This window comes from uncultured Dialister sp. (assembly GCA_900314595.1).
In the GTDB taxonomy this organism is placed as follows: domain Bacteria; phylum Bacillota; class Negativicutes; order Veillonellales; family Dialisteraceae; genus Dialister.
The window spans coordinates 15,621-34,867 of record OMVW01000022.1; the positions used below are offsets into that span (position 1 = coordinate 15,621).

The 19,247-nt window shown below is 51.3% G+C and carries 21 protein-coding genes; 20 read left to right on the forward strand and 1 reads right to left on the reverse strand.

Annotated elements, in window-relative coordinates; all coding sequences use genetic code 11:
• Window positions 1-115 precede the first annotated feature (115 nt).
• The 8 genes from QZN42_RS06570 (at window position 116) to QZN42_RS06605 (ending at window position 7,385) form a co-directional block, all read left to right on the forward strand.
• The gene (locus QZN42_RS06570) at window positions 116-1,141 is read left to right on the forward strand and encodes an ABC transporter permease (RefSeq protein ID WP_296955620.1); all 1,026 of its coding nucleotides are present in this window, start codon (window positions 116-118) and stop codon (window positions 1,139-1,141) included.
• Window positions 1,138-2,010: an ABC transporter permease gene (locus QZN42_RS06575; protein ID WP_296955621.1), complete on the forward strand. Its 873-nt coding sequence runs from the start codon at window positions 1,138-1,140 to the stop codon at window positions 2,008-2,010. Before QZN42_RS06570 ends, QZN42_RS06575 begins: the two co-directional genes overlap by 4 nt.
• A gap of 1 nt (window position 2,011) precedes the next feature.
• Window positions 2,012-2,989: an ABC transporter ATP-binding protein gene (locus QZN42_RS06580; RefSeq protein ID WP_296955623.1), complete on the forward strand. Its 978-nt coding sequence runs from the start codon at window positions 2,012-2,014 to the stop codon at window positions 2,987-2,989.
• Between the two features lies 1 nt (window position 2,990).
• Window positions 2,991-3,821: an ABC transporter ATP-binding protein gene (locus QZN42_RS06585; RefSeq protein WP_296955624.1), complete on the forward strand. Its 831-nt coding sequence runs from the start codon at window positions 2,991-2,993 to the stop codon at window positions 3,819-3,821.
• Window positions 3,814-5,298, forward strand: coding sequence for a serine hydrolase (locus tag QZN42_RS06590; RefSeq protein WP_296955627.1), 1,485 nt, complete (start codon window positions 3,814-3,816; stop codon window positions 5,296-5,298). The genes QZN42_RS06585 and QZN42_RS06590 overlap by 8 nt, the downstream gene beginning before the upstream one ends.
• A 328-nt stretch (window positions 5,299-5,626) precedes the next feature.
• Window positions 5,627-6,115 carry a GNAT family N-acetyltransferase gene (locus QZN42_RS06595; protein ID WP_296955629.1) on the forward strand — a complete coding sequence of 163 codons (489 nt, stop codon included), beginning with the start codon at window positions 5,627-5,629 and terminating at the stop codon, window positions 6,113-6,115.
• Between the two features lie 190 nt (window positions 6,116-6,305).
• On the forward strand, window positions 6,306-6,737 hold the full coding sequence (locus tag QZN42_RS06600; protein WP_296955631.1) for a hypothetical protein: 432 nt from the start codon (window positions 6,306-6,308) through the stop codon (window positions 6,735-6,737).
• 177 nt (window positions 6,738-6,914) lie between these two features.
• Window positions 6,915-7,385 carry a MarR family winged helix-turn-helix transcriptional regulator gene (locus QZN42_RS06605; RefSeq protein WP_296955633.1) on the forward strand — a complete coding sequence of 157 codons (471 nt, stop codon included), beginning with the start codon at window positions 6,915-6,917 and terminating at the stop codon, window positions 7,383-7,385.
• Window positions 7,386-7,671: 286 nt separating this feature from the next.
• On the opposite strand, the gene QZN42_RS06610 is transcribed toward QZN42_RS06605, so the two are convergent.
• Complete coding sequence (locus tag QZN42_RS06610) at window positions 7,672-8,391, reverse strand: gamma-glutamyl-gamma-aminobutyrate hydrolase family protein (protein WP_296955635.1); 720 nt, start codon at window positions 8,389-8,391, stop codon at window positions 7,672-7,674.
• Window positions 8,392-8,883: 492 nt separating this feature from the next.
• Between QZN42_RS06610 and QZN42_RS06615 the strand changes: the two genes are divergently transcribed.
• From QZN42_RS06615 to QZN42_RS06670, 12 genes are all read left to right on the forward strand, one after another.
• On the forward strand, window positions 8,884-10,041 hold the full coding sequence (locus QZN42_RS06615) for a glycosyltransferase family 4 protein (RefSeq protein WP_296955638.1): 1,158 nt from the start codon (window positions 8,884-8,886) through the stop codon (window positions 10,039-10,041).
• A gap of 26 nt (window positions 10,042-10,067) precedes the next feature.
• A complete protein-coding gene (gene wecB / locus QZN42_RS06620) occupies window positions 10,068-11,210 on the forward strand; it encodes a non-hydrolyzing UDP-N-acetylglucosamine 2-epimerase (protein WP_296955640.1) in 1,143 nt (380 codons plus the stop codon).
• Between the two features lie 107 nt (window positions 11,211-11,317).
• Window positions 11,318-11,560 (forward strand): AtpZ/AtpI family protein, encoded by a 243-nt coding sequence (locus QZN42_RS06625; RefSeq protein WP_296955641.1) that lies wholly within the window; start codon window positions 11,318-11,320, stop codon window positions 11,558-11,560.
• 1 nt (window position 11,561) lies between these two features.
• Window positions 11,562-11,942, forward strand: coding sequence for a hypothetical protein (locus QZN42_RS06630; RefSeq protein ID WP_296955643.1), 381 nt, complete (start codon window positions 11,562-11,564; stop codon window positions 11,940-11,942).
• 39 nt (window positions 11,943-11,981) lie between these two features.
• Window positions 11,982-12,647: a F0F1 ATP synthase subunit A gene (atpB, locus tag QZN42_RS06635; RefSeq protein ID WP_296955645.1), complete on the forward strand. Its 666-nt coding sequence runs from the start codon at window positions 11,982-11,984 to the stop codon at window positions 12,645-12,647.
• Window positions 12,648-12,773: 126 nt separating this feature from the next.
• The gene (gene atpE / locus QZN42_RS06640; RefSeq protein ID WP_296955648.1) at window positions 12,774-13,025 is read left to right on the forward strand and encodes an ATP synthase F0 subunit C; all 252 of its coding nucleotides are present in this window, start codon (window positions 12,774-12,776) and stop codon (window positions 13,023-13,025) included.
• 31 nt (window positions 13,026-13,056) lie between these two features.
• Window positions 13,057-13,551 (forward strand): F0F1 ATP synthase subunit B, encoded by a 495-nt coding sequence (atpF, locus tag QZN42_RS06645; protein WP_296955650.1) that lies wholly within the window; start codon window positions 13,057-13,059, stop codon window positions 13,549-13,551.
• Window positions 13,552-13,553: 2 nt separating this feature from the next.
• Window positions 13,554-14,099, forward strand: a complete 546-nt coding sequence (locus QZN42_RS06650; RefSeq protein WP_296955653.1) for a F0F1 ATP synthase subunit delta — start codon at window positions 13,554-13,556, stop codon at window positions 14,097-14,099.
• A gap of 16 nt (window positions 14,100-14,115) precedes the next feature.
• Complete coding sequence (gene atpA, locus QZN42_RS06655) at window positions 14,116-15,657, forward strand: F0F1 ATP synthase subunit alpha (RefSeq protein ID WP_296955656.1); 1,542 nt, start codon at window positions 14,116-14,118, stop codon at window positions 15,655-15,657.
• Window positions 15,658-15,662: 5 nt separating this feature from the next.
• Entirely contained in the window at window positions 15,663-16,595 is a 933-nt protein-coding gene (atpG, locus tag QZN42_RS06660; RefSeq protein WP_296955659.1) for an ATP synthase F1 subunit gamma, read from the forward strand.
• Window positions 16,596-16,625: 30 nt separating this feature from the next.
• Window positions 16,626-18,059, forward strand: a complete 1,434-nt coding sequence (gene atpD, locus QZN42_RS06665) for a F0F1 ATP synthase subunit beta (RefSeq protein WP_296955662.1) — start codon at window positions 16,626-16,628, stop codon at window positions 18,057-18,059.
• A gap of 3 nt (window positions 18,060-18,062) precedes the next feature.
• Window positions 18,063-18,482 carry a F0F1 ATP synthase subunit epsilon gene (locus QZN42_RS06670; RefSeq protein ID WP_296955664.1) on the forward strand — a complete coding sequence of 140 codons (420 nt, stop codon included), beginning with the start codon at window positions 18,063-18,065 and terminating at the stop codon, window positions 18,480-18,482.
• Window positions 18,483-19,247 lie beyond the last annotated feature (765 nt).

Here is a 19,247-nt window from a genome sequence, read left to right on the forward strand (position 1 = left end):
CCGAAAACCGCATCTGACTCAAACCATAGTATTTACCAGACTGCCACAAACGAAATCTTCTCTTTCGTCATCCATTCCTACCTCGTTCTGTCCTGCACAGAAAAAAGGAGGCCCTATGCTTTCATTCAAATTCATCCTCCAGCGTCTGATCCACCTGATCTTTGTCTTTATCGGCGTATCCATCGTGACGTTCTGTATTTCCCACGTCATTCCGGGCGACCCGGCCCGCATGCTGGTGGGACCCCATGCATCGCCGGAAGTGCTCGAGGCGGCGCGCCAGTCCCTGGGTCTGGATAAGCCGATCCTCACGCAGTACGCCCTGTACATGGAGGGCCTGGCCCATGGGGATATGGGGATTTCCATCCGCACCCAGATGCCTGTCTCCGGTGAGCTGGCCAGGTATTTCCCGGCTACTCTGGAACTGACGCTGGCAGCCATGGTGATTGCCGTGGTCTTCGGTATTTTCCTGGGCGTCCTTTCTGCCGTTCACCGGGATTCCTGGGTGGATCATATTTCCCGTATCATTTCCATGATCGGCGTATCCATCCCTCTTTTCTGGTCCGGTGTGGTGTGCCTCATCATTTTCTACAAGGTCATTCCCATTTTCCCGGCTTCCGGCAGGCTCGATGCGTTCATTCCGCCGCCGGCTCATGTGACGGGGCTTTATATCATCGACGGATTGATTGAAGGAAATATGGATGTGGTGGCTTCGGCCATCCATCATCTGCTCCTTCCGGCGCTGTGCCTTGCCTATGCGCAGCTGGCCATCATTGCCCGGCAGGTACGAAGCGGCATGGTGGACGTGCTGGAGCAGGACTACATCCGTACGGCAAGGGCCAGCGGGATTCCGAGGCACCGGATCATTTATCATTATGCGTTGAAAAATGCCCTGATCCCTACAGTCACCATCACGGGCCTCACTATTGGTGAACTGCTGGGAGGCGCAGTCATTACGGAGACCATCTTCGGCTGGCCGGGCATGGGGAAGTACGTGATGGATTCCATCGCCTATCTGGATTTCCCTGCCATTATGGGATTTACCCTGGTGGTTTCCCTGGGATACGTCATCATCAATATGGTGGTGGATATGATTTACAATATCCTGAATCCACAGATTTCGAGCGGAGGTGAAGGCCGATGAATGAAAAGGAAGAATTTCAGCCGGAACGCCAGACTTTTGCGAAAAGGGCAGTGGAGGTGCTTCTTAAAAATCACCTCACGCTCCTGGGCATGATCATCGTGGCCATCATCATCCTCCTGGGAATTCTGGCGCCGGTCATCGCTCCCTGGGACCCGAATCTCATGAATATCCCCGGCCGTCTGCAGGCGCCGTCGGCAGTCCACCTCTTTGGCACTGATGAGATGGGAAGGGATATTTTCTCCAGAATCCTCTTCGGTGCCCGTATTTCCATTACCGTAGGCCTTTCCATCGTCATCCTGGCAGCGGTGATCGGAGTGGTGATCGGCTCTGTTTCCGGTTACTGCGGAGGAAAGGTGGACCAGGTGATTATGGCCCTGACGGATATGGTCCTTTCCTTCCCGTCCATGGTACTGGCCCTGGCGCTGACTGCGGCTCTCGGTGTGGGCCTCTTCAATACCATGCTGGCGGTCTGTATCGTCCGCATTCCTATGTACGTGCGACTCATGAGAGGGCAGGTGCTCTCCCTGAAGTCGGAGCCCTATGTGAAGGCGGCCAATACGTTCGGCGCCTCTCCTGCGTGGATCATCATCCACCACATCATTCCGAACTGCCTCTCGCCTCTTATGGTGCAGATGACTCTGGGCATCGGAGATGCTATCCTGATCGCTTCTTCCATGAGCTTCATCGGCCTTGGCGCCCAGCCTCCCATGCCGGAATGGGGCGCCATGATTTCCACCGCCCGGGTCTATGCCATTGACCAGTGGTGGTACGCCGCATTTCCCGGCATTTTCATCCTGATCACCGTCATGGGCTTCAACCTTTTAGGCGATGGCCTGCGCGACATTCTGGACCCGAGAGGAGCTGAGTAAGATGGAAAATATTCTGGAAATAGAAAATCTTTCTCTCGCTCTTCCGTCGAAAAAAGGCCCTGTGCCCATCCTTCACAATGTGAATCTCACGGTGGAACCGGGGAAGATCATGGGCCTTGTGGGCGAATCGGGAAGCGGCAAATCCATGACCGCCTTTGCGGTGACCCGCCTTCTCCCCGGCGGAAATAGGGCGCAGCTGGAAGGGTCCATCCATCTCTGCGGCCGGCAGCTCCTCGGTATTTCCGAAAAAAATATGGAAGCCATCCGCGGGCGGGACGTATCCATGATTTTCCAGGAACCCATGACCTGCCTCAATCCTGTGTATACCATAGGCACCCAGATGACCGACGTCATCAGGACCCATGAAAAAATAACGAAGAAAGAAGCCCATACCCGGGCGGTCCAGCTGCTCCGGGACGTTCACATACGAAATGCGGAAGATGTCTTTGACTGCTATCCCTATGAACTTTCCGGCGGTATGCGCCAGAGAGTCATGATCGCCATGGCCCTTTCCTGCAAGCCGAAACTTCTGATTGCCGATGAACCGACGACGGCTCTGGACGTGACGGTGCAGGCCCAGATTCTTTATCTTATCAAAGAGGCCTGCCGCGAAAGAGGCACAGCGGTGCTCTTTATTTCCCATGATTTAGGGGTCATTTCGGAAATATGCGACCGCGTGTCCGTCATGTATTCCGGGTATATCGTGGAAACAGGGGAAACGAAAGACGTGCTCAGCAGCCCCCGCCATCCCTATACGAAGGCCCTCATCGGGGCCCTTCCGAAGGTCATGGAAGACGGAAGCAGGCAGAAACTTTTCGCCATCCCCGGGATGGTGCCGGACCCGAGGGAAAAAATGACGGGCTGCCGCTTCGCTCCCCGCTGCCACCGCTGCATCGCCGCCTGCACCGAAGGAAAACTGAAAGCACTTGATTTCGGAAACGGCCACAAAGTGTACTGCTGCCATCCGGAGGAGGGATAACATGGACATACTGGAAATCAGAAATGTGACGAAAACCTTCCGCACCCGGACCTTCTGGGGCAAAAAGAAGGAAGTGCATGCATTAAACGGCGTGAGCCTCACATTGAAGAAAGGGGAATCCCTGGGCATCGTCGGCGAATCGGGCTGCGGGAAATCGACTCTGGCCAATCTCATCATCCACCTCATCGAACCCACCAGCGGGCAGATCTTCCTCTACGGCAAGGATATTTCCCATGCGAAGGAAGCGGAAGTCAGGGAACTTCGGAAGAAAGTGCAGATCGTCTTCCAGGATCCCTATTCCTCTCTTTCTCCCCGCATGAAAATCGGGGATATCCTCATGGAACCGGCGCGGGTGATGAAGGAATTTACGGAAAAAGAAAGAAGAGAACGGGCGGAAATGCTGCTCGAAATCGTAGGTCTCCGGAAAAGCGTGATGGACCGGTATCCCCACGAATTTTCCGGCGGCCAGCGCCAGCGTATTTCCATAGCCCGTGCCCTGATGACGAGACCGGACATCCTGATTCTCGACGAACCGACTTCGGCCCTCGACGTATCCGTGCAGGCCCAGGTGCTGAACCTCCTCATGGACCTTCGGGGCAGAATGAACCTCACCTATCTTTTCATTTCACATAACCTGGCAGTGGTGCGCTACATTTCCGACCGCACAGCTGTCATGCAGCGGGGCAGCCTGGTGGAAATAGGGGATTCCGACCAGATTCTTACACATCCTTCAGATCCTTATACGAAGGAACTCATCGCTGCGGTACCTATGATCGGCAAACCTTTCAAAGAACCGGAGCACCTGATGGAATTGGGAGGCCTCGATGGTTGATCTGGAAAAACTGAAAAATTTAATCCAAAGGATGATGGATTATTACTCTGTCCCCGGGATGGCCCTGGGCCTTATCGAAGGAGACCGGGTCAATTTCCTTTCCTTTGGCGTGCGGAATGAAAAAGGGGACCCCTTCCGGCCGGATACCATTTCCGGCATCGGTTCCTGCACGAAATCCATGACGGATTATGCGGTCATGCGCCTTGCCGAGCGGGGAATCCTCGATATCGACGAACCGGTGAAGAATTACGTGCCCTTCTTTGCACTCTGGGATGAAGAAGCCACCTCCGCCGTGACCCTCCGGGATATGATGTGCCACCGGACAGGGGTGGGTTTCCACGACGGTACCTGGCCGGACAATTCCATTTCCCGGGTGGAATATTTAAAAAGACTGAAATACATGGAGCCCACCGCGCCCTTCCGTACACTGGCCCAGTACAGTAATGTCATGTACACCGCTATCGGCGGCATTCTGGAGCAGGTGACGGGAAAGAAGTGGGAGGAAATTTTAAAAGAGGAAATATTTGAGCCCCTTCATATGGATCGCACCTGCTGCCTCATGGAGGAAGCGCTGGCCGATCCCAATTCGGCCCGTCCCTTCCGCTGGAATCAGGGCCTTCATGAGGTGCCTCCCTGGAATATCGACCAGGCCGGTCCCTGCGGTTCCGTCATGAGTACCGCAGAAGATATGGTGAAATGGCTCTCCCTTCACATTCAGGGAGGTATGGTGGAAGGAAAATATTTCTTAAAGCCAAAGGGATTCCTCGATATGCACACGCCCCAGATCCTTATGGACTATCCTCACGTCCTGGGCGGGCGGAGCCTGGGATATGGCTTTGGCTGGCGGGTCATGGAATACCGGGGCTCCGTCATCCAGCAGCATACGGGAAAAATCGAGGGCTACTCAGCCTTCCAGTTCTACATTCCCGTCCTTTCCTGCGGGGCCGTCTACCTTCAGAACCTGCACTGCCCCGATAATCCCCTCATCTTTGCCATCCAGGGATTCCTCCTCGATGCCTTCCTGGGGCGGGGAGAAGAAGACTGGTTTGCCATGTACACCGACCCCGGCCGCAGCCATGCGCCGGAGGACATGTACCACCATCTGGAATTCCACTGCCTCCCGGAGAGCCGCGCGAAAGGGCCCCTCTCTCATCCTCTTTCCGACTATGAAGGAACCTACGAGAGCGGCGGCTATGGCACCTTCCGCGTGAAAATCAGGGACGGAAAACTGTTCCTCGATGAAAGGGCAGTCAGGGACAGGCCCATGACCCATCTTTACTATGATACCTTCCGGGTGAACGAAGTGAAGGAAGATACGGACCTCTATGAAATCCCTCTCACCTTCTTTGCCGACGATGCGGGAGAAATCGCAGGCTTCCACCTTCTCATGGAACCCAGGGTGAAATCCATCCGTTTCACAAAAGTGAGAAAGCCCGAAGAAAAAATCATTCACGATCCCGATGCGCCCCATTACTGAGTGTCATTTCAAAAGGAAAGAATCGTCTTTTATGTGCGGGCGGATTGTTAATAGTTAATGGCCAATCGCCGGGTGACTTTCAGGTCATTCCGGCGATTGACTGTACAGGAGCAATTAGTTAATGAGTGGTCCGATTTCCTGTCATTTCCGGCTTCCTGCAGTCTGTGCAGAAACAGTCATTAACCATTATCTGCTGCAGGGAAAATTGACTGTAAACATCCTGAACGGTACGACACAATAAATGCAAAAGATTTGCAACAAAACTAATTGCAATATAGGTTTCCTTTTGGTACTATAAGATAAAAGCATGTTTAAAAGGGGGCTTTCTATGGAATATACAATTCGAAAAGGAAATATCAGTGATGCGAAGCCCCTGGCAGCGGTGGAAGCGGAATGTTTTCCGGCGGCCGAAGCGGCTACGGCAGAAGAAATAGAGGAGCGCCTCGAAGTCTATCCTTCCCATTTCCTCCTGATTTACAGGGATGGAAAACTGGTGGGCTTCATCGACGGCATGGCAACCGATGAGAAGGATCTCACCGATGAGATGTATGAAAAGGCGTCCCTTCACAATGAAAAAGGCGCCTGGCAGATGATTTTCGGCCTCAATACCATCCCCTCCTGCCGGCGGGAAGGCTGCGCGGCTCGCCTCGTGGAAGCGTTCAAAAAGCAGGCGGAAGAAGAAGGCCGGCGGGGCATCGTCCTCACCTGCAAGGATCAACTGGTCCATTACTACGCGAAATTCGGCTTCCAAAATGAAGGCGTCTCCGGTTCCACCCATGGAAACGTGGTCTGGTACCAGATGCGGCTCACCTTCTGATGACGGCTGCCGGCAGCTGACCACCAACTACTAATCACTAACCACTAAAAACTAAAAACTATTCCAGATTCTTAATCCTTTATTCTGATAAATTTTACTTTACTTGAAATATTTCCATGCTTTATAATGATAGTAGAAGTATAGAATCATTTAATGTTGGAAGAAAAATCCTGTAAGAATTGAGGAACCTATGAAACGGCAGATCCTGGCGCTGGCGCTGGCAGTCTTTCTGATTCCGGCGGGAGTTTCAGGCAAAGGGATTTCTGATCCGGGCTGCACCCTGTATGATTCAGCGCTGAAAGAAGAAGCCCGGGAGTCGTCTTTCCTCTTTGATGATGGCTTCGGGCGGATGGTGGAATTCACCCTTGCTCCCGCAGGAGAGGGGAAAAGTCTGATCATCCGGCAGAACCGGCAGGTGGTCTGGCAGAAAGATTGTCTTGTCAATGACTCGGATTTCTCTGTAGTGAAAAGAGAAGGTCTGGGGAGGATTTATTTCCTCATTCAGCTGGGCGGCCATCGATACCATGCGTTTCAGGACAGGGACGGCCGCTGGCAGGTACAGGAATTCATGGAAGATCCGAAAGGACTCCATCTTGCAAATGATGGAATTATCCCCTTATAAAAGAATTCTTTATCGAACACAATAAATTTCAAAAAATGGTTTTGACGCCTTTAATTAGCAGGTTGTATAATTAATGTATAAGTACATTACTTTTTGTAAAGGTTAGAGTGACAAATTCTAACCGGAGAAAGGAGACGGAGCGGGCCGTTTCCGGTACACAAAAGCAAGGTGAGGGATATGAAGAAACAGGTACATTTGAGACCAGGCGATCTGGCAGACAGTGATAAACTGGGACTGACATATAACCTTGGGCAGGCACATAAGAAGATGCTGCTGCGCCAGTCAGGAATCATGAAAAAATTCGGGCTGACCGCACGGCAGTCCCTGATCATTGCCTATCTGTCCACTCATAAAAAAGAAGTGGTCACCCAGAAGACGCTGGAAGACCACCTCCATCTGACGAATCCCACCATTACGGTGATGGTGAAGTCCATGATTGAAAAAGGCCTCATCCGCAAGGAAAGAGTGCCCGATGATGCACGGAAATACCGCCTCTTCATGACAGAAAAGGCAAAACAGGTCGAACAGGCCAGCCGCGAAGCCTCTATCGATCTCGACCAGTCCTTCTACGAAGGCGTCTCCGAGAGCGATATGCGAGTCTTTAAAGGCGTCCTGGAACAGATCATGAAAAACCTGGATGCTACCTAGGAAGATAATCCACCGGACTGATTCAGTCGGGTGGATTTTTTTATTGTCATTTTGGAAATAAAAGTGGTAAGTGATAAGTGAAGGTGGCGGCCCTGATGGGCCGCAAATTATATATGGGGATGTGCACAGGCGAGGTGAAGGCTCATTAGCACAAATTGGGAGCCAAAGGCCGTGCGCGGAGCGCACTACATAAATCGGTTTCCGCAGGAAACCATATCCAACACTTACCACTTATCACTTCACACTGACCACTTTTAATCTGATTCTAAAAACTAAAAACCAACTGCTAATGACTGGCTTTAGCTGCAAATGCCTTAAAAAGCGGATCCATGAGAGAGGGCTCCATGAGTTCCGGGTGCCACTGGATTCCGCAGATCTGGTCATTATCCACACTTTCTACGGCCTCGATGAGTCCGTCTCTGGAGTGTGCCGTTTCTTTGAGGGAGGGGGCTAGTTTTTTGATGCCTTCTTTATGGTAGGAATTCACGCAGAGTCCGTCGCCAAGGATTTCGTGAAGGCGGCTGTCTTTCATGATTTCCACATAATGGGTGGGGATATTTTCCGGCGCTTTCTGCATGTGCTGGATGTAGAAGCTTTTATTCTGCACGGACATGTCCTGCCAGAGGGTGCCGCCAAGAGCCACATTCAGGATTTGCATGCCCCTGCAGATGGCAAGGATGGGTTTTCCTTTCTTCAGGGCTGCTTTGATGAGGCCGATTTCAAAGAGGTCCCGTTTGATGAAAGTAGGGCCGATGCACCAGAGCGGTTCTTCCCCGTAGAGACGGGGCGTGGGATTGAGTCCTCCGGGGAGCACCAGGGCATCGAAGGTATCGATGAATTCTTCCGGCTCCAGATAGTCGTTATAGGGAAGGACGATGGGCATGAGCCCTGCCCGTCCCAGGGCGTCCAGAAGCGGGCGGGGCGCATAGGCGGCCATCTTCTGGTTCATGGGCTTCAAATCGGCCAGAAGCACGTCGGCAGTCACGGCAGCAATCGGTTTTCGCATGGGATTTCCTCCTTGGTACTTTTTATTCATAGTAACATGGATTAGTGAGAATGTCATTTTTGACTTTGATAGAGGAAAAGAAACTTTGAGCAGGGGCGGCTTTTGAATCGGGGGTATCGGGGTTATCGGGAAGCTCGGGGGGTATCGGGAAGGTGTGCCCCTGAGGGGGCAAGAATTTATATGGGGCCTGTGCACAGGCGGGTTTGAAAAAACAGCAGAGGCTGCACGCCAAAGGCCGTGTGCGAAGCACACTATTTAAATTGGTTGGCGAAGCCAGCCATATCCTTCCCGATAACCCCGATAATCCCGACCGCCCCGATCACCCCGATTCAAAAGTTGTTTTTTAAGAAAGTTCCGCATAGAAGTATGTCGTATTTTGTTTTTCATCCTTTATACAATCCTTACAAAATGGCGACGATTTTCCTATTTCCACCACTATCTCACTTATGATAGAATAACCATATAGTATTGTCTTTTTTAGGAGGTGTTACGTTGTTCGCCTATGCGTTCACGTTCCTTGCGGCACTGATCGTGACTTTTGTGCTCACTCCGGTGGTGAAGAAGCTGGCCATTTCCATTGGGGCGGTGGACAAGCCGGATGCGCGGAAGGTGCATCACGGGCTCATCCCCCGTCTGGGGGGCCTCGCTATTTATGCGGGGTTCATGGTTTCCATCATTGCGACAGTGGGCTTTACTTATGAAATGGTGGGCATCATGCTTGGCGCCACTTTTCTCATTATTGTGGGCATAGCCGATGACGTGGTATCTCTCCCGCCGAAAGTCAAACTTCTGGGGCAGATTATTGCGGCCGCTATTCCTGTGGTGATTTTCAATATCAATATCGACTGGATCCACATCCCGAGGCTTGGCATCATTTACTTGCCTATTTTTATTTCCATTCCCCTCACGATTTTCTGGATTATTGGTTTCATCAATACGGTAAACCTCATCGACGGACTGGACGGCCTGGCAGCCGGCATTGCGACGATTGCCTCTATCGCCATCGCTCTTCTGGCATTCCAGATGGGCCAGTGGACGGCAGCGGCTGCCATGGTGGCCATGACCGGTGCCTGCCTTGCATTCCTGCAGTATAATTTCAATCCGGCCAAGATTTTCATGGGCGATACGGGGTCCATGTTCCTGGGCTATGTGATTGCTTCCGTTTCCGTTATGGGAAATATGAAGACCGCAGCGGCAGCCGTCCTCGTCGTTCCGCTTCTGGCGCTGGCAGTGCCCATTACAGATACGTTCCTGGCCATTATCCGCAGGAAATCTTCGGGAGTCCCGATTTTTTCACCGGATAAGAATCACCTTCATCACCGCCTTCTTGCCAAAGGGCTCAACCAGAAGCAGGTGGTGCTCATCATGTATGGCCTCACCGCTTTCTTCGCCTGCCTGGCCCTCATCGTTATCCACATCCGGACGCTTATAGGCGGAATCCTCGTGCTGGTTGCCATGATTCTTTTCCTCCTCTGGGCCAGAAAGCTGGGAGTCATGAAGGAAATCGTTCCCTCTCCCTATCAGCTGGAACAGCAGAAGAAAAAGGAAGAAGCTTTAGATATTAATAAGGATAAAATAAAAGAAGAAGTAAAAGAAGATAAAGAAACGAAAGAGGAAATAGAACCTCCTCAATGGAAAAATCCGCTCTGAGTTATTTCTAAAAAAGAAGGTAAACCATGAAAGTAATGACGATTTTCGGCACCCGTCCGGAAGCCATCAAAATGGCGCCGGTGGTGAAAGAACTTCTGAAGCACAAGGAAATAGAGACGAAGGTATGCCTCACTGCCCAGCATCGTGAAATGCTGGACCAGGTGGTGGATCTCTTCGGACTTCCTGTGGACTACGACCTGGATATCATGAAGAGCGGCCAGACCCTTTACGATATTACGGCCCGGGTGCTCCGGGGCCTGGAAGAAGTGCTGGCAAAGGAAAAGCCGGACTACGTGCTTGTCCACGGCGATACCACCACCACTTTCACCGCAGCCCTTTCTGCTTTCTACCAGCAGATCAAAGTGGCTCACGTGGAAGCTGGCCTCCGCACGGGAAATCTCCTTTCCCCCTGGCCGGAAGAAGCCAACCGCCAGCTGACGGGAGTCCTTGCCAATGTGAACTTTGCGCCTACGGAAACGGCAAGGAAGAATCTTCTTCGTGAAAACAAAAAAGATTCTTCCATTTTCGTGGTAGGAAATACAGTCATCGATGCGCTCCTCCATACGGTAAAGAAAGATTACCACTTTGAAGATCCGGAAATAGAAGCCATTGAAGAACACAAGAGAGTCATCCTGGTCACCACCCACAGACGTGAAAATCTGGGCGACCCCATGCACCATGTATACCGGGCGCTCCGGAGACTGGTGGAAGCGGTGCCGGATACGGAAGTGGTCTTCCCGGTTCACAGAAATCCGAAGGTCAGGGAAGCGGTAGAAGAAGAACTGGAAGGGGTCAAAGGCATCCACCTGGTGGAACCCATGGAATATGAACCTTTCACGAATCTCATGGCAAGATCTGCCATCGTCCTCACCGATTCCGGCGGCATTCAGGAAGAAGCGCCGTCCCTCGGCAAACCGGTCCTCGTCCTCCGGGATACGACAGAACGGCCCGAAGCGGTGGAAGCAGGCACCGTAAAGCTCGTAGGCACCGATGAAGATAAAGTATTCGATACGGCTTACAGACTCCTCACCGATGAGAAAGAATACAAAGCCATGGCGGAAGCAGTCAATCCTTATGGCGATGGAAAATCCGCAGAACGCATCGCTTCTGCCCTTTTGTGGATTGAAGGATTATCGGATAAAAAACCTTCCAAATTTATAGCCAAGTGACATTCAGTATGTTATACTGTTTAAGAATAAAACCGATTTGTGTTTAACGTGCCCAATTTTACAAACGCTATCCGGCGGTGAAGCCGGGGAAACTGTGGAGAGCGGACATGGAAAAAGGGAAAGACAAGGGAAAAGCGCCGGAAGAAGACGACTGGAACCCGATGCATGGGATCGCAGTGGCGTCGGGGGCCGGTGTGACCATGCTGATTTCCATTGCCCTTGGCGTCTGGATGGGCCTCAAATGTGATGAATTTTTTGACAGCAGCCCGTTTGGCACCATTTTTCTCTCCGTCATGGGTGCCCTTTCAGGGCTGTATTCCGTCATTAAACAGATAGTAGGGAAGAAATAGTATGAAAGTGGACATGGCATTTCCAAATTATGCGGCCCGCATAACGAAGTTCCTGCTGGCTTACTGCATAGCCGGTGCGGCGGTCCTCTTTCTTTTTATGGATTGGACCTGGTCTGCAGGCTGGGCACTTGGAGCCCTGTTTCACATCCTGTTCTATAAAGTTCTGGAAATGCGATATAACAAGTGGATGGCAGATGGCAGGGATGCAACCTACCTGGGCCATCATCTCCTTATGTACACCACGTCGAGATTTTTTCTGGAAATCCTTTCCGCTCTGGCGGTCATTTTCAGCCCGTTCAATATTTTCGGGTATTTAGGCGGCTTACTTACTCTGCCCATCGCGTCCCTCACGGAACGCCTGGCCAGTTTAATTAAGAAATAGATTTTCTTGAAGTCATTGCAAGAGGAAGGGGGTGAGATTATGCATCTGCACACAGGTACACACGTTGTGGCGCAGCTTTTTGGCTTGTCCGTCAATATGGATACCATCTTTACCACATGGCTTACTGCACTTATAGTTTTCATTGCCGTATTTGCCGCGACTCGTGGTACGAACAAGCTGATTCCGGGCCGGTGGCAGAGCCTCATTGAAATTGTATTCGATGCTCTCTGCAGCCAGTTCAGGTCAAATACGGGGCCGAAGTACCGTCAGGTCATCAATGTCCTTCTGACATTTTTCCTGTTCATCTTCACGGCCAACCAGCTGGGTCTGCTCCCGACTGCGCATCTGACAGCATCTCCGACCAATGACGTCAATACCACGCTGGGTCTGGCACTTGGAAGCTCTGTAATGATTCATTTCTATTACATCAAGAACAAGGGCTTCGGTAAATGGATTGCCCATTTCTTCAAGCCGTTCCCCGTGTTCATTGTCATGAATGCCATCGAAGAGATTTCGAAACCGGTTACGCTGGCAATGCGTCTATTTGGCAACATTCTCGCAGGCGAAATCCTGCTGGAAATCCTGTATTTCCTCTGCCCGCCGATTGTACCTATCATCTGGATCGCCTTCAGTTTGTTCGTAGGCCTGGTTCAGGCGTATATTTTCACCACCCTTTCGTCTGTGTATATCAGAGAATCTCTCTAACTTTGGTGGAGCGCAGCGCCGCTGCATAATAAACGGCACGGCACCGTCCGTCCAAACGGCCCATATCCATTCAGGCACCGACCTCATCCGGCAAATTTAAATTAATTCTCAGGAGGAATTATTATCATGGATCAGACTCTTATCGCCCAGTATTCCCTTATCGCAGCAACCGTTATTGCAGCAGTTTGCGCTATTACCGCATCCGTAAACGATGCCCGCGCCGCAATCCATGCTATCGATGGCATGACCCGTCAGCCGGAACTCGCTGATAAACTGTTCACCAACATGCTGGTTGCTATCGGCCTTATCGAATCTATTCCGATTATTGCAGTCGTTATCGCTCTCGTACTCGTATTCGCTAACCCAATCCTGAAATAATATTGCCCAATATTACTAAGGAGGGATCGAATTGGTAGAAATCAATGGAACACTGCTGATTCAGATCATCAACTTCGTCATTCTCTGTGCAATTCTCGGTCATTTCTGCTACAAGCCGGTGCTGAAGGTCCTCGATGACCGCAAAGCCCGCATCCAGAACGACCTGGATTCCGCTGCCGCATCCAAGGCAGACGCTGCCAAGCTGAAGGAATCCTATGAAGAACAGCTCCGCGACGCACAGGCCAAGGCTCAGGAAATTGTCGACAAGGCAGTCAAGGAAGCCAAGGTACAGGCTCAGGCCCAGATTGATGAAGCACATGCCGCTATTGAACTGGAAAAAGAAAACGCAACCAAGCAGATTGCAAGAGAACGCAAGGATGCTCTTGAAGATTTGAAATCTCAGGTGGCGCTCCTTTCCTGTGACATCGCAGCTAAGATCATCAGTAAAAATATGACCCCGGCAGACAATGACCGGCTCATTGCGGAAAGCATCAAAAAGCTGGATGCCCGCAAAGCAGGTAAGTAACCATGGATAAGAACGTAATCCTTGCAAAAAAGTATGGACGTGCTATCTATGAAGTGGCTGCTGAAGAAAACAGCTTGCAGAAAACCGAAGAAGATCTGACATTCATCGCCGATACCATCGCGAAGAATCCGGAACTCAAGGATTTTCTGAACCATCCCCTCATCCGTCGGGATGTAAAGAAAGAAACTCTTAAAAAATTGTTTGCAGACAAGGTACAGCCGATTGTCCTGCAGTTCTGCTTCGTAGTATTGGACAAAGACCGTCTCGGCACATTCCCCATGATGGTCGAAAACTACGTGACCATGGCTCATGAAGGCATGGGAATGGAAGAAGCAATCGTAACATCTGCTTTTCCACTCAGCAAGTCCTCGGCTGAAGCGCTGAAGGAAAAACTCTCCGAAATTACCGGCAAGAAGATTCTCCTGAAACAGAAAGTTGACCAGGCCCTGATCGGCGGCTTTACCGTCCAGGTGGGTGACCGCCTCATCGATGGTTCCGTTGCCCGTCAGCTTGGTGAAATGAAAGCGCAATTGATGCAAAGAGATTGAGGTGACTTCTAGGAAAATGAAAATCAGTTCAGATGAAATTACATCTGTCATCAAAAAACAGATTGAAAACTACAAAGTAGACCTCAATGTCGATGAAGTAGGGACGGTTCTTGAAGTCGGTGACGGCATTGCCCATATCTATGGCCTGCAGAACTGCATGGCCGGCGAACTGCTGGAACTGCCGAATGGCGTTTACGGCATGGCACTGAACCTGGAAGAAAGCAACGTAGGTGCCGTTCTTCTGGGTCATTCCGAATCCATCAAGGAAGGCGACGTTGTTAAAAGAACAGGCCGCCTGATGCAGGTACCGGTAGGCGACGCAGTTATCGGCCGCGTCGTTAACGCACTGGGCCAGCCAATTGATGGCAAGGGTGAAATTAAGACCGACGAATACCGCGACATTGAAATCAAAGCTCCGGGCATTGCCGACAGACAGCCGGTAAATGTTCCGCTGCAGACAGGTCTGAAAGCAATTGACTCCATGGTTCCGATCGGCCGTGGTCAGCGTGAACTGATCATCGGTGACCGTGGTACCGGTAAAACAGCTATCGGTATCGATACCATCCTGAACCAGAAGGGTCAGAACGTTATTTGTATTTATGTATCCATTGGCCAGAAAAACTCCAACGTTGTTCGCGTATACGAAAAACTGAAGGAAGCAGGCGCTATGGATTACTCCATCATCGTCCATGCAGGTGCATCCGAAGGCTCCCCGATGCAGTACCTTGTACCGTATTCCGGCGTATCCATCGCAGAACACTTCATGCGTCAGGGCAAAGATGTCCTCATCATTTATGATGACCTCTCCAAACACGCTGTCGCATATCGTGCTATGTCCCTGCTGCTCCGTCGTCCACCTGGACGTGAAGCTTACCCGGGCGATGTATTCTATCTGCATTCCCGCCTTCTGGAACGCGCAGCCCGTCTCTCTGATGCACTGGGCGGCGGCTCCATCACCGCACTGCCGATCATTGAAACCCTGGCAGGCGACGTAGGCGCATTCATTCCGACCAACGTTATTTCCATTACCGACGGCCAGATTTATCTGGAAACCGCACTCTTCTACTCCGGTATCCGTCCGGCAATCAACGTAGGCCTCTCTGTATCCCGTGTAGGCGGTTCCGCTCAGATCAAAGCTATGAAACAGGTCGCAGGTACCCTGCGTCTGGACCTGGCTCAGTTCCGCGAACTTGCCGCATTCGCTCAGTTCGGTTCCGACCTCGATGCTGCCACCAAGGCACAGATTGACCGCGGCCAGAGAACCACTGAAATCCTGAAACAGCCGCAGTATACCCCATATCCGGTCGAAGACCAGGTACAGGCTATTTATGTAGCAGTAAAAGGATACCTCGACGACATCGGTGTCGATGAAGTCGTAGACTTCGAACACCAGATTCTCGCATTCCTCCACAGCAGCCATCCGGAAATCGGCGAAGACATCGTGAAGACCAAGAAGCTGACCGATGCAACCGAAGAAAAACTGAAAGCTGCTATTCTCGAATTCAAGGAACGCTACAAAGCATCCAAAGAAGAAAAGTCTGAAACGGTAGAGGGGTGATCTGATTGGAAAGTACGCGTGATATAAAAGGGCGCATTAAATCTGTCACCAACATCCAGCAGATCACGAAAGCAATGAAGATGGTGGCCGCTGCCCGTCTGCGCAAAGCAGAAGAAAAAGCAAACGGCTCCCTTCCCTATGCTGAAAAAATCGGAGAGCTTCTGCGCCGTGCTTCTTCGGTTACAACCGGTTTCGAAAGCCCGCTCCTCCGGAACGGACCCGTCAAGAAGGTCGGCTATCTCATCATCAGTGCGGATAAAGGCCTCGCCGGTGCTTATAACTCCAACGTTATGAAGCGGACCATGCAGGAAATCTCCGGTAAGGATCGTTCAACCTATTGCATTTACATGTGCGGGAAACAGGGTAGAAACTACCTGAAATTCCGCGGGTATGACCTCGATTCCTATCATTTCGGCTTTTCCGATAAACCGTCCGCCCAGGATTCCATTGAATTAGCCAAGGAAATGATTGACTACTTCACCAGGGAAGAAGTGGACGAAGTTTATATCATTTATACCAGATTTATCACCGCTCTTCGTCAGACCGTGGAAGTCACTAAACTGCTTCCTATCGAAGACCCCACCCAGAAAGTGGAAGAAGAGCAGAAACCGGCTGCAGAAGAAGACGATTTCATTGCCCAGTTCCATCGGGAAACCGAGGAATTCATGAAGATCAAGGAAGATCCTTATATCTTCATGCCGGATGCAAAGACAGTCCTCTCCAAGCTGCTCCCGGAATATGTACAGGTACAGGTTTACAACGCCATGCTGCAGTCCGCTGCTTCCGAACTGGGAAGCCGAATGGCAGCCATGTCCGCCGCAACCGACAATGCAACCGAAAGAATCGCAGACCTCAATCTGACGTACAACAAAGCCCGTCAGGCCCAGGTCACCAACGAAATTTCCGAAATTGTCGGCGGCGCCGCTGCGCTTGAATAACCTCAATATTTTAAGGAGGAATGCTTCTTCATGGCAAAAGAACAGGAGATGCAGGTAGGGAAAGTCGTACAGGTCATCGGCGCAGTAGTCGATATTGCCTTCGATGATGACAAAGAACTTCCTGCCATCTATAACGCAATCCATGTAAAAGACGATAAAGCCAGCGTTCCTGTTGATGTCATCTGTGAAACCATGCAGCACCTCGGAGACGGCGTAGTCCGTACCGTAGCCATGAGCTCCACAGACGGCATGGTGCGTGGTATGCCCGCTATCGACACCGGCCGTGCTATTGCAGCACCGGTAGGTGACGGAGTCCTCGGACGTATTTTCAACATCCTTGGACAGACCGTAGATAACGACCCCACCCCTGTTAAATCAGCAGATACCTGGCCGATCCACCGCCCGGCACCGGCCTTCAAAGACCAGTCCCCGGCAGCAGAAATTTTCGAAACCGGCATCAAAGTCGTTGACCTCATCTGCCCATACGCTAAAGGCGGTAAGGTAGGTCTGTTCGGCGGCGCAGGTGTAGGCAAGACCGTCCTCATTCAGGAACTGATTCACAACGTAGCTACCGAACACTCCGGCTGCTCCGTATTCTGCGGCGTAGGCGAACGTACCCGTGAAGGCAACGACCTCTGGGGCGAAATGAAAGAATCCGGCGTACTTTCCAAAGTAGCACTGGTTTACGGCCAGATGAACGAACCGCCGGGAGCTCGTATGAGAGTAGCCCTGACCGGTTTGACCATGGCTGAATATTTCCGTGATAAAGAAAACCAGGACGTACTGCTCTTCATCGATAACATTTTCCGTTTCGTACAGGCAGGCTCCGAAGTATCCGCACTGCTCGGCCGTATGCCATCCGCCGTAGGTTACCAGCCGACACTGGCCACCGATATCGGCGAACTGCAGGAACGAATCACTTCCACCAAATCCGGTTCCATTACCTCTATTCAGGCAGTATACGTACCGGCCGATGACCTCACCGACCCGGCTCCGGCAGGCGTATTCACCCACCTCGATGCAACCACCGTATTGAACCGTTCCATCGCCGAACTCGGCATTTATCCGGCCGTTGACCCGCTGGACTCCACCTCCCGTATTCTGGACCCGAACGTACTCGGCAAAGAACACTACGAAGTAGCCCGCGGCGTACAGGCTATTCTGCAGCGTTACAAGGAACTGCAGGATATCATCGCCATCCTCGGTATGGAAGAACTTTCCGACGACGACAAACTGATCGTTGCCCGTGCAAGAAAGATTCAGAGATTCCTGTCTCAGCCATTCTTCGTAGCTGAACAGTTCACTGGCTCCCCAGGCAGATATGTACCGCTGAAGGAAACCATCAGAGGCTTCAAGGAAATCCTCGCAGGCCAGCATGATGATATGCCGGAAGGCGCATTCTACATGGTCGGCACAATTGATGAAGCAATCGAAAAGGCTGAAAAGATGAAGAAAGGGGAATAAGCCATGGCTGATACCCTTACTAATCCTATGCATGTGGAAGTCATCAGCCCGGACGGCCCCATCTATTCCGATGACGGCGTAACCCTGGTGGCAGCCCGTGCAGAAGATGGCGAATTCGCTATCATGAAAAACCATCTTCCCCTTGCCGCAGCTCTCGATATGTGTGTAGTCCGCGTTGAAAAACCGGGCAAAGAACAGAGAATCGCTGTATTTGGCGGCTTCCTTGAAACAAAGGACAGCAAAGTCAATATCATTGCTCCTCTCGCCGAACTGGCAGAGACCATAGACGTTGCCCGTGCGCAGGCTGCAAAGAAGCGCGCAGAGGACAGACTTCACTCCCATAGCAAGGAAATTGATATGGAAAGAGCGAAACTGGCCCTCATGCGTGCCCTGACCCGCCTCCATGCGACAAAGAGCATCTAAAATAAAAAAACCGTACCCATCGAGGGTACGGTTTTTTTATTGGAGACAATTACGGGGCTATGGTTTGCGCCTTCTGTCTCTGATCGTGATTCGTGATTCGTTCTTCGTGGTTCGTGAAGGTGGCGGCCCTGACAGGCCGCAGATTTTAAATATGGGGAATGTGCACAGGCGGGCTTAAAATGCTCATCAGCATTGATTGTACGCCAAAAGACCGTGAGTTAGCGCACTATGCGAGACAGCTGGATTTTTTATTGCCATATTTCAGAAGAATGGATAGGAGGGGAAGTGATAAGTGAGTAGTGGTAAGTGATAAGTGAAGGTGGGGGCCCTGGTGGGCCGCAAATTATATATGGGGATGTGCACAGGCGAGGTGAAGGTTCATTAGCACAAATTGGGAGGCAAAGGCCGTGCGCGGAGCGCACTACATAAATTGGTTTCCGCAGGAAACCATATCCAACACTTATCACTTCACACTTGCCAATTGTTACAACTTACCACTTGATGCTCGCTCTTAAGTCACAAATTGTTCAAGATTAAATAGGAAAACAAAAAATCCCCGCCTTCGGGCAGGGGGAAAAGATCCGCATGGGTTTCGAGTCAATCGGCTGCAGGGACTGTGGCCTGTACACGCAGGGACGGAGCTGCCGTATGACGGAGGTGGCCGATCAGTTTGTCATGTCGTGAATCAAACCGTTTCGGATTGTATTTCCTGCCTTCTGGCGGGGATTTTTATTTGTTTCTTTGTATTGCTGCCGGCGGGCAATG